This window comes from Streptomyces sp. NPDC107546 (genome assembly GCF_055639175.1).
Map to the genome: position 1 here is coordinate 446,888 of NZ_JBVKBA010000002.1, position 10,439 is coordinate 457,326.

The window sequence follows — 10,439 nt, forward strand, 5'->3', positions numbered from 1 at the left end:
CAACTAAGGTGCAGTACATGAGCGATCACGCGGTGCTGCATGTGAGGGGACGGGTTCTCGTCGGGCCCGAGGAGGTCCGCGACCAGCTGTGGGTGGTCGACGGCCGGATCTCGTACGACCGCCCCGCCGCGGCCCGCGACGTCCGTACCGTCGAGGGCTGGGCGCTGCCCGGCCTGGTCGACGCGCACTGCCACGTCGGCCTCGACGCGCACGGTCCGGTCCCCGAGGACGTCTCGGAGAAGCAGGCGCTGACGGACAGGGACGCGGGCACGCTGCTGATCCGGGACGCGGGTTCCCCCTCGGACACCCGCTGGATCGACGACCGGGACGATCTCCCGAAGATCATCCGGGCCGGCCGGCACATCGCGCGCACGCGCCGCTACATCCGCAACTACGCCTGGGAGATCGAGCCGGACGACCTGGTCGCCTACGTCGCCCAGGAGGCACGGCGCGGCGACGGCTGGGTGAAGCTGGTGGGCGACTGGATCGACCGTGAGGTGGGGGACCTGTCGGCCTGCTGGCCGCGGGAGGCGGTGGAAGCGGCGATCGCGGAGGCCCACCGGCTGGGTGCCCGGGTCACGGCGCACTGCTTCGCCGAGGACTCGCTGCGGGACCTGGTCGAGGCGGGCATCGACTGCATCGAGCACGCGACGGGGCTGACGGAGGAGACGATCCCGCTGTTCGCGGAGCGGGGGGTCGCGATCGTGCCGACGCTGGTGAACATCGCGACGTTCCCGAGGCTGGCGGACGGTGGCGAGTCGAAGTTCCCCCGCTGGTCGGCCCATATGCGCCGGCTGTATGAACGGCGCTACGACACGGTGCGGGCGGCGTACGACGCCGGGATCCCGGTGTACGTGGGCACCGACGCCGGGGGAACTCTGCCGCACGGCCTGGTCGCGGCGGAGGTGGCGGAACTGGTGACGGCGGGCGTGCCTCCGGTGGAGGCCCTGTCGGCGGCGACCTGGGCCGCCCACAGCTGGCTGCGCCGACCGGGGCTGGAGGAGGGCGCGGCCGCGGACCTGGTGGTGTACGAGACGGATCCACGAGCGGACGTACGGGTCCTGGCGGCACCGCGCCGAGTCATCCTCAACGGCAGGGCGGTCGCCTGACCGGGGGCGGGGGACCCCCTCACCGCGCGGCCAGCGTCACCGCCCGGTCCAGCGCCTGCAGGAAGCGGTTGACCGTCACCCGGTCCCGAACCGCCAGCCGCAGCCACTCCTCGTTCAGCCCCGGAAACGTGTCCCCGCGACGCACCGCGAAGCCCAGGTCCCGCAGGTGCCGCCGCACGGCAGCCGCCCGCGCCAGGCGGACCAGCACGAACGGCCCCTCCGCGGGCTCCGCCACATACAGCCCGTCCGGCCCGAACTCCCGCAGCCCCGCCACCAGATGCGCCCGGTCCGCCGCCACCCGGTGCGCCGCGTGCGCCGCCTCCGCCAGCGCCCGCGGCGACACACAGGCCTCAGCCGCCGCGAGCGCCGGCGTCGACACCGGCCACAGCGGCTGCGCCCGCTCCAGTTGCGCGATCGTCCCGGGGTCGGTCAGCACGTAGCCGATGCGCAGCCCCGCCAGACCCCAGGTCTTGGTCAGGCTGCGCAGGACCACCAGGCCCGGCACGTCCGTCCGGCCCGCCAGCGCCTCCCGTTCCCCGGGCACCGCGTCCATGAACGCCTCGTCGACCACCAACACCCGCCCCGGCCGGGCCAGTTCCTCGATCACCGACGCGGGGTGCAGCACGGACGTGGGGTTCGTGGGATTCCCGATCACCACCAGATCCGCGTCCTGCGGCACCAGCGCCGGATCCAGCCGGAAACCGTCCGCCTCCCGCAGCACCACCCGCCCCACCACGTGCCCGGCGGCCCGCAACGCCGCCTCCGGCTCCGTGAACTGCGGGTGCACCACGACCGGCCGCCGCACCTTCAGGGCGCGGGCGAGCAGCACGAACGCCTCCGCCGCCCCCGCCGTCAGCAGCACCCGCTCGGCCGGCACCCCGTGCCGCTCCGCCACCGCCGCCCGCGCCGCCCGCCCGTCGGGGTAGGCCGCGAGCCCGCCCAGCGACTCGGCGATCACCTCCCGCAGCCACGCCGGAGGCGTGTCCGCGCGCACGTTCACCGCGAGGTCGGTCAGTCCCGCCCCGCCGTCACGGACCTCGGCGTCCCCGTGGTGCCGCAGGTCGTGCTGTGCTCCGTCCCGTTCAGTGCGCATGGGAGTGCGCGTGCCCCCCGTGGTGGTGTCCATGACCGTGATGGTGATGCCCGTCGCCGGGACCGTGCGCGTGCCCGTCGTCGTCCGGGTGGAAGTGCGGCTGCTGCGGCAGCCCCACCTTGTCCTCGAAGCCGGGCAGCGCGATCCGGTACACGCACGAGTCGCAGTTCATCCGCAGGTCGCCCTTCAGCGCCTCCTGGTACCGCTCCATCACCAGGTCCAGCAGCTCCGGCTCCGGCCCGATGACGTCCGCGGACCGCACCTCGACCTGAGGATGCGCCGCCGCCCAGTCCTCCGCCTGCTGCCGCACCCGGTCCGGCAGGATCCCCGTGAACAGGAAGTACGGCAGGACGACGATCCGCTTCGCACCCAGCTTCGCGCACCGGTCGAGGCCGCTCGGCACGTCCGGCGCCGCCAGCGACACGAACGCCGTCTCCACGCCCGCGTACCCGCGCCCCTCCCACAGCAGCCGCGCCGCCTTGTACACCTCGGCGTTCGCGTCGGGGTCGGTGGAGCCACGGCCCACCAGCAGCACCGTCACCTCGGCGCGCCCCTCCGGCGTGCTCGCCGCACCGCCCATCGCCTCGTCCAGGCGCCGCTCCAGCACCGACAGCAGCGCAGGATGCGGGCCGAGCGGGCGCCCGTAGGTGTACGAGATGCCCGGGTGTCGCTCCTTCTCCCTGGCCAGCGCCGCCGGGATGTCCCCCTTCGCGTGTCCGGCGGACACCAGCATCAGCGGCACGGCCGCGAACCGGCGCACCCCCCGCTCCACCAGCTCGGTCACCGCATCGCCCAGCGGCGGCGGCGACAGCTCGATGAAGCCGCCCCCGACAGGCAGGTCGGGGTGGCGGCGCCCCAGCTCCCGTACGAAGTCGCGGAACGCCTCGGCTCCGGCCTCGTCCCGGGTGCCGTGGCCGGCGATGAGCAGGGCGGGCGGCGGGGTGGTCACGATGTCTCCTCGAACTTCGAAACGGGGTGGTACAGCAGGGCGTTGAGCGCGGCGGCGGCGACCGCCGAACCGCCCTTCTCGGACACGTTGCTCACGGCGGGCAGCCCGCTCTCGCGCAGCGCGGCCTTGGACTCGGCCGCGCCGACGAAACCGACGGGCAGACCGATGACGAGCGCGGGGGAGGCGTCCAGTTTCAGCAGCTCCTCAAGGGCGGTCGGCGCGCAGCCGATCACCCACAGGGCGCCCGGGCCGACGTCCTCGTACGCCAGCCGGATCGCGTGCGCCGAACGTGTCATGCCGGGGCCCGACCTGGCGTCCTTGAGGCGGCAGACCGTCTCGCGGCGTGTGATCCCGGCCGCGACCATCTCCACGTCCACCACCACCGGCGCCCCGGCGTGCAGCGCCGTGTGCGCCTTCTCCAACTCACTCTCGTCCATGACGAGGTCGGTGGCGTAGTCGAGGTCGGCGGCGGAGTGGATGACGCGCTCCACCACCGCCCGGGTCAGCGGCGGGAAGTGCGAGGTGTCGAGGCGGGCGCGCAGCCGCCGGAAGGACTCCTGCTCGATCGGGTGCACCACACGGTTCACTTGGCCTCCTCCTGCCAGCGGTATCCGCGCGGCGTGACCATGCGGCCCGCGATCTCACGGGTCGCCGTGTTGCCCACGGTCACGACCGTCATCATGTCGACCGTCGCAGGGTCCAGTTCGGCCAGGGTCGTGAGGCGACTGGTCTCGTCCGGCCGCGACGCGTTGCGTACGACACCGACCGGTGTCGTCGGCTCCCGGTGTCCGGCGAGGATCGCGAGGGCCTTCGGCAGCTGCCAGTCGCGGCCCCGGGAGCGGGGGTTGTAGAAGGTGACCACGAGGTCGGCCTCGGCGGCGGCCCGTACCCGCCGCTCGATGACCTCCCACGGCGTGTGCAGGTCGGAGAGGCTGATCGACACATGGTCGTGGCCGAGCGGCGCGCCCAGGATCGCCCCGGCCGCGAGCGCCGCGGTGACGCCGGGCACCCCGACCACGTCGATGTCGTCGGACGCCTCGGCGAGCGCGGGCGACGCCATCGCGTACACCCCGGCGTCCCCGCTGCCGATCAGCGCGACGGCATGCCCCTTGCGCGCCTGTGCGACCGCCGTGCGCGCCCGCTCCTCCTCCGCGCCGAGCCCCGACTCCAGGACCCGGGTGCCGGGCCGCAGCAGGTCACGGATCTGGTCGACGTACTGGTCGAGACCGACGAGCACCGACGCGCGCCGCAGCTCCTGCTGCGCGCGCGGTGTGAGCAGGTCCCGGGCGCCCGGCCCCAGCCCGACGACCGCGAGCCGTCCGCGCCCCGGTCGCCGCCCGACCGCGCACGTGGCCATGGCCGACTTCCGCTTGGGTACGAGGAGTTCGCCCCCGCCCACCAGCGCGGCGGCCTCCGCGACGGACGGTGTGCCGACGGCGGCGAGTGGTGCCTCGGACGGGTTGGGCACGTCGACCTTCGCCAACTCCTCGGCGGCGTAGGTCACGAGCGGAACGCCGAGCCGCCGCGCCGCCTCGACGATGCCGGGCTCCTCCGCCTTGGCGTCGACGGTGGCGAGTTCGGCGAGCGACGCCGCGGAGAGCCCCGCGTCCCGGAGCGCACCCTCGACGAGCCCCAGCACCTCCTCGACCGGGGCGCCCCTGGACGCGCCGACGCCCGCGACCAGGGTGGGCGGCCGCAGTACGACCTCCCGTTCGGCGGGTTCGACGGCGCGGTCGGTGACCCGGATGGTGTACGCCCCCTCGGCGGCGACGGACAGCGGCGGCAGCGGCCAACTCACCTCCGCCGCCAGCGCCACCGGCTCCCCGTCGAGCAACGCCCGCGACACCGCGGCGACATCGCCCTCCACCGGGAACCCGAGCGTGTCCAGCCCGGGCAGCCCCACGGCGTCCGTGGCGGTCGTCACGACCGGTTCCGCGCCCAGCACCCCGCCCACAGCGCGGGCGAGTTCGTTGGCGCCGCCGGCGTGCCCGCCCACGAGGGACACCGCGAACCGCCCGCCCTCGTCGACGCAGACCACGCCCGGGTCGGAGACCTTCTCACCCAGCAGCGGCGCGATCAGCCGTACGACCGCCCCCGTCGCCAGGAAGCACACGAGCTGCTCGCACTCCGCGAAGGCGGCCCGCACGGCGTCCTTCACGGGCCCGTCGTACACCCGCGTGCGGTCCGGCCACGCCGCGGCCAGCCGGTCCCGCGCAGCCGCCCCCGCCGCGGTGGCGGAAATGAGGCCGATCACTTCGCTCCTCCTTCGTGCAGTGCCGGGGTCCTGGTGCCCCACAGCAGGAAAACAGGGTTGGTCGCCGCGAGCCGGGTCACGTCGCCCGGCAGCGGCGCGAGGCGCGAGGACTGCAGCAGGACGCCGTCGCAGGAGAACCCGGCGGCGGCGAGCGCCTCGCGCGCCGCAGGTACGCGGTCCAGGGCCGCCATGGCGACCACCACCGCCCGCCGGGCGCGCCGCGCGCACGCCGTGACGATGGCGGGCAGTTCGCGTCCGCCGCCGCCGACGAACACCGCGTCGGGGTCGTCGAGTCCGTCCAGCGCGTCCGGCGCGGTCCCGTGCACGACCCGCACGTCCACGCCGTGCGCGGACGCGTTGGCGCGGATCCGTTCGACCCCGTCGGGACTCTTCTCGACGGCGGTGACGGCGGCGCCCAGCCGTGCGCACTCGACCGCGACCGAGCCGGAGCCCGCGCCGACGTCCCAGACCAGATCGCCGAGCCGTGGCCCGAGCCGGGCCAGGGCCAGGGCACGCACCTCGAACTTGGTGATCATCGAGTCCCGGTGCGCGAAGGCGCTCTCGTTCAGGGCCCATGCGGAGGGACCCGAGGGCGCCCCCGCGACCGTGCGCACCGGCCCCAGCGCCCGCGTCTCGTCCAGGCACAGCACCACGCTCACCGCCGCCCCCCAGTCGCGTTCCGCCGCCTCGGCGGGCGTCACCCGCTCCACCCGCTCACGCTCCGGGTCGCCGAGCGCGGTCGCGACGACGAGGACCCGGTCGGCGTAACCGTCGCAGAGCGCCGTTCCCAGCTCGGCGGGCCCGGCTCCGGGCCCGGTCAGCACGGCGACCTTGGCACGCGCCCGGCAGACGTTCACGGCGGTGCGCATCTCGCGTCCGTGCGCACTGACCACCACCGCGTCGTCCCAGGTCAGCCCGAGCCGCGCGAAAGCACCGGCCACCGACGACACGCCGGGCCGCACATCCAGCCGGTCCGGCCCGAACCGCTCGCCCAGCGCCCGCACGATGCCGAAGAACCCGGGATCACCGGAGGCGAGCACGACGACCCGCCGCTCCTTGTCCAGGTACCGCCCGATGGCGTCCAGCGCGGGCGCCAGCGGTCCGAGCACGATCCTCTCGGCGCCCTCGGGCAGCGGGGCGGCGTCCAGATGCCGCCGCCCGCCCACGACGAGGTCCGCCGCCGCGAGGACCTCCTCGTCGAGCGGCGCCCCCGTGCCCGTGCCGACGACAGTGATCACGTGCTCGCACCCCGTGTGCGCAGGGCCTTGCGGGCCTCGGGGTCGGCCTTGCGGTAGCCGTGGAAGTGACCGGGGTGGTAGAGGTGCGAGCGCGTGCCCTGCGCGTCGAGCGCCGGGCCGACCAGGAAGAGGGTGTGCTTCCAGAGCTTGTGCTCCTTGACGGTCTCCTCCAGCGTGCCGATCGTGCACTTCACGACCAGCTCCTCCGGCCAGGTCGCCTGGTAGGCGACCACGACCGGGGTGTTCGTCGGGTAGCCGCCCTCCAGCAGCTCCCGCACCAGCTGCCCGCTGCGGGCCGCCGACAGGAAGATCGCCATGGTGGTGCCGTGCCGGGCGAACTCGCGCACCTCCTCGCCGGGCGGCATCGGCGTCTTGCCGCCGCCGAGCCGGGTGAGCACCACGGACTGCGCGACCTCGGGGATCGTCAGCTCCCGCCGGGCGAGCGCGGCGACGGCGGAGAAGGAGGAGACGCCGGGGACGACCTCGGTCGCGATACCGATCTGCGCGCACCGGTCCAGCTGCTCCTGGGTGCCGCCCCACAGGGCCGGATCGCCGGAGTGGATACGGGCGACCTTCAGCCCCTGCGTCTGCGCCCGCCGGTACACGGCGACGACGTCCTCCAGCGACATGGTCGCCGAGTCCAGGACCTCCGCGTCCGCACGCGCGTGCTCCAGGACCTCCGCCTGGACCAGGCTGGCCGCCCAGATCACGACGTCGGCCTCGGCGATGGCGCGCGCGGCACGGAACGTCAGCAGGTCGGCGGCGCCGGGGCCGGCACCGACGAAGGTCACCTTGCCGGTGGGGGCATCGGCCATGGGTTCAGGTCCTCTCGTACGGAATGTCACGATGTGTGCGGGCGGAATCGGGGCCGGATGTGCGCGATGGGGGCCCGATCGGATAGCAAGGGCACATGGCGGTCTTCGTCGCGCTCGGCGCGTTCCTGATGACGCTGGCCGGCGGCTGGACGGCACAGCGCGTGACCGACCGTCGCCATCTGGTCCTGGGCCTGGCCGGCGGGCTGATGCTCGGTGTGGTCGGCCTGGATCTGCTGCCGGAGGCACTGCGCGCGGCGGGCACAGAGGTGTTCGGCGTGCCGGCGGCGCTGCTGCTGTTCGTGGGCGGCTTCCTGCTGGCCCACCTGGTGGAGCGGCTGCTCGCCGCACGCCGGGCGGCGCACGGCGCAGAGGAGCACGATCACCATCGCGCGCCCGAGGTGGGCCTCACGGCGGCGGCAGCCATGGTGGGTCACAGCGCCATGGACGGCGTGGCGATCGGTGCGGCCTTCCAGGTGGGCGGCGGTATGGGCCTCGCGGTGGCGCTGGCCGTCATCGCCCACGACTTCGCGGACGGCTTCAACACGTTCACCCTCACCAGCCTGTACGGCAACGCACGCCGCAAGGCGGTCGCGATGCTGTTCGCGGATGCGCTGGCGCCCGTGCTGGGCGCGGCCTCGACCGCGTTCGTCGCCATCCCGGAGTGGTTCCTCGGCGGCTACCTCGGCCTCTTCGGCGGCGTACTGCTCTACCTCGCCGCCGCCGAGATCCTGCCGGAGGCCCACCATGAGCACCCCGCCCGCTCGACCCTGCTGTGCACGGTCGCGGGCACGGCCTTCATCTGGCTGGTGGTGGGCCTCGCGGGCTGATCCGCCGCCGGTCACAGCTTGCCGCCACGGGTGCCGTCGCGCCGGGCGGGCGCGATGAGGGTGGAGAGGTAGGGCAGCGAACCGCCGTCGAGGTCGGCGGCCGGGCGGATGGACTCCTCCGGGAGCCCGAGAGCGGACCCCCACACGGCGTCCTCGATGCGCCCGGTCTCCCGCAGCGCCTCGGCGACCTCCCGCGCCTGCCGCCCGAACTTGTACGCGACAACGGTCCCGGGACCGGCGAGCGCCTCCTTGAGCACGCCCGAACCGGCCGTGACGGGCACCAGCGTGAGCGGCTCGGTGCCCTCGGTGAGCACGGCACCCGACCGTGCGGCCAGGTCCTGCATGGCGGTGATGCCGGGCACCGTCTCGACGACGGTCCCGGGCACGAGCTCCTGCACGGTCTGCGCGAGGTACGTGAACGTCGAGTACACGTTGGGGTCGCCGATGGTGGCGAACGCGACGGCCGCATGCCGTCGGAGCAGCCGGGCGACCCGCTCACCGGCGGCGTCCCAGGCGGCCTCGCGCCGCGCCCGGTCGGTCCGCTCGTTCAGCGCGAAGACGACGCGGACGACCTTCTCCTCGGGCACGTAGTGCAGCACGGTCGCCTCGGCGCGCCCCCGCTCACCCCCGTCCTTTCCATCAAATGCAGCCATCACGGGTACGACGACGACATCGGCGGCGCGCAGAGCGTTGACGCCCTTGACGGTCACCAGCTCGGGGTCGCCGGGGCCCACCCCGACTCCGATCAGCCTGCTGCTCATGACGTCCGGCACCTCTCCACGAACCGACGGGCCACACCGGGCGCACCGGCCCAGTGCGTGTGCAGATAACTCGCGTGCGCCCCTTGCTGCACGAAACCTTCCAAGCGCGGCCGGGGAGCGCGCACCCCCCAGGCGGGAGCCGCCCCGGCGCCGGGCTCGACGGCGGTCCGGTGGAACTCGTGGCCCCGCACACGGGTCCCGGCCGCGGCGAGCACGGTGTCACCGACCGCCACGGCGTCGCGGTAGCCGAGGGTCAGCCGCTCGGTCATCCGGGCGGTGGCGTCGAGCACCCCGCACATGGGCTGCCCGTCCAAATCCCGGCACAGGTACAGCAGCCCGGCACACTCGGCGGCGACGGGCGCACCGCTGAGCGCCAGCTCGGCGACGGCCTTGCGCAACGGCTCGTTGGCGGACAGCTCGGAGGCGTACACCTCGGGGAAGCCGCCCCCGATGACCAGCCCACGGGTCCCTTCGGGCAGTCGCTCGTCGCGAAGGGGGTCGAAGGGGACGATCTCGGCGCCGGCGGCGGTGAGCAGTTCGGTGTTCTCGGCGTAGGAGAAGGTGAAGGCCGCGCCTGCGGCAACGGCGACTACCGGTCCCCTCCCAGGGCCGGGCACGGGAAGGGGCGGCGGGGGCGCCCCCCACACGGCCTCAGCCGCATCCCAGGCCGCACTCGACAGGGCACCCGCGCTCCGCGCCAGCCCCATCAGCGCATCCAGGTCGCATCCGTCGGAGACCTGCGCGGCCATGGCCGCAACCGCCTCCACCGCCTCAGCCCGCCGCTCGGCGACCGGCACCAGCCCCAGATGACGCGACGGCGTGTCGACCTGCGGAGCCCGCCGCAGCACTCCCAGCACCGGCACCCCGGCCGAATCGAGCGCCTCCCGAAGAAGCTCCTCGTGCCGATCGGACCCGACCTTGTTCAGGATCACGCCCCCGACCCGCACTTCCGGATCCCACGAGGCGAACCCGTGCACCAGCGCCGCCACCGACCGCGACTGCGACGACGCGTCGACCACGAGCACCACCGGCGCCCGCAGCAGCTTCGCCACCTGGGCCGTGGACGCCAGTTCACCCTCGCCCGCAGCACCGTCGTACAGCCCCATCACACCCTCGACGACGGCGAGGTCGCACCCCCGCGACCCGTGCAGAAACAGCGGAGCGACAAGCTCCGGACCGCACAGGTACGCGTCGAGGTTGCGCCCCACGCGCCCGGTGGCGAGCGCGTGGTACCCGGGGTCGATGTAGTCCGGCCCGACCTTGTGCGGGGACACGGCGAGCCCCCGCCCGGCGAACGCGGCCATCAACCCCGTGGCAACGGTGGTCTTGCCGCTGCCGGAAGAAGGCGCGGCAATGACCAGCCGGGGCACGGACGAGGAGGAGGACATCAGCA

10 protein-coding genes are annotated in these 10,439 nt (G+C 74.3%); 2 read left to right on the forward strand and 8 right to left on the reverse strand.

Annotation, left to right across the window (positions count from 1 at the left end):
* The first annotated feature begins 17 nt into the window (after positions 1 to 17).
* Positions 18 to 1,109 carry an amidohydrolase family protein gene (locus tag ACZ7L1_RS04595; RefSeq protein ID WP_471434136.1) on the forward strand — a complete coding sequence of 364 codons (1,092 nt, stop codon included), beginning with the start codon at positions 18 to 20 and terminating at the stop codon, positions 1,107 to 1,109.
* Between the two features lie 19 nt (positions 1,110 to 1,128).
* On the opposite strand, the gene cobC is transcribed toward ACZ7L1_RS04595, so the two are convergent.
* Genes cobC through cobM form a run of 6 tightly spaced genes read right to left on the reverse strand, consistent with a single transcriptional unit; the run spans position 1,129 to position 7,458 of the window.
* A complete protein-coding gene (gene cobC, locus ACZ7L1_RS04600; RefSeq protein WP_471434138.1) occupies positions 1,129 to 2,235 on the reverse strand; it encodes an Rv2231c family pyridoxal phosphate-dependent protein CobC in 1,107 nt (368 codons plus the stop codon).
* On the reverse strand, positions 2,192 to 3,151 hold the full coding sequence (locus ACZ7L1_RS04605; protein WP_471434140.1) for a sirohydrochlorin chelatase: 960 nt from the start codon (positions 3,149 to 3,151) through the stop codon (positions 2,192 to 2,194). Before ACZ7L1_RS04605 ends, cobC begins: the two co-directional genes overlap by 44 nt.
* Complete coding sequence (locus tag ACZ7L1_RS04610) at positions 3,148 to 3,738, reverse strand: precorrin-8X methylmutase (protein ID WP_471434142.1); 591 nt, start codon at positions 3,736 to 3,738, stop codon at positions 3,148 to 3,150. The genes ACZ7L1_RS04605 and ACZ7L1_RS04610 overlap by 4 nt, the downstream gene beginning before the upstream one ends.
* On the reverse strand, positions 3,735 to 5,405 hold the full coding sequence (cobJ, locus tag ACZ7L1_RS04615) for a precorrin-3B C(17)-methyltransferase (protein ID WP_471434144.1): 1,671 nt from the start codon (positions 5,403 to 5,405) through the stop codon (positions 3,735 to 3,737). Before cobJ ends, ACZ7L1_RS04610 begins: the two co-directional genes overlap by 4 nt.
* Positions 5,402 to 6,643, reverse strand: coding sequence for a precorrin-6y C5,15-methyltransferase (decarboxylating) subunit CbiE (gene cbiE / locus ACZ7L1_RS04620; RefSeq protein ID WP_471434146.1), 1,242 nt, complete (start codon positions 6,641 to 6,643; stop codon positions 5,402 to 5,404). The genes cobJ and cbiE overlap by 4 nt, the downstream gene beginning before the upstream one ends.
* Positions 6,640 to 7,458, reverse strand: coding sequence for a precorrin-4 C(11)-methyltransferase (gene cobM / locus ACZ7L1_RS04625; protein ID WP_471434147.1), 819 nt, complete (start codon positions 7,456 to 7,458; stop codon positions 6,640 to 6,642). Before cobM ends, cbiE begins: the two co-directional genes overlap by 4 nt.
* A 95-nt stretch (positions 7,459 to 7,553) precedes the next feature.
* On the opposite strand from cobM, the gene ACZ7L1_RS04630 reads away from it, so the two are divergent.
* Positions 7,554 to 8,285: a ZIP family metal transporter gene (locus tag ACZ7L1_RS04630; protein WP_471434148.1), complete on the forward strand. Its 732-nt coding sequence runs from the start codon at positions 7,554 to 7,556 to the stop codon at positions 8,283 to 8,285.
* Between the two features lie 11 nt (positions 8,286 to 8,296).
* On the opposite strand, the gene cobI is transcribed toward ACZ7L1_RS04630, so the two are convergent.
* A complete protein-coding gene (cobI, locus tag ACZ7L1_RS04635; protein WP_471434150.1) occupies positions 8,297 to 9,046 on the reverse strand; it encodes a precorrin-2 C(20)-methyltransferase in 750 nt (249 codons plus the stop codon).
* Positions 9,043 to 10,434, reverse strand: a complete 1,392-nt coding sequence (locus ACZ7L1_RS04640) for a cobyrinate a,c-diamide synthase (protein WP_471434152.1) — start codon at positions 10,432 to 10,434, stop codon at positions 9,043 to 9,045. Before ACZ7L1_RS04640 ends, cobI begins: the two co-directional genes overlap by 4 nt.
* Positions 10,435 to 10,439: the final 5 nt, after the last annotated feature.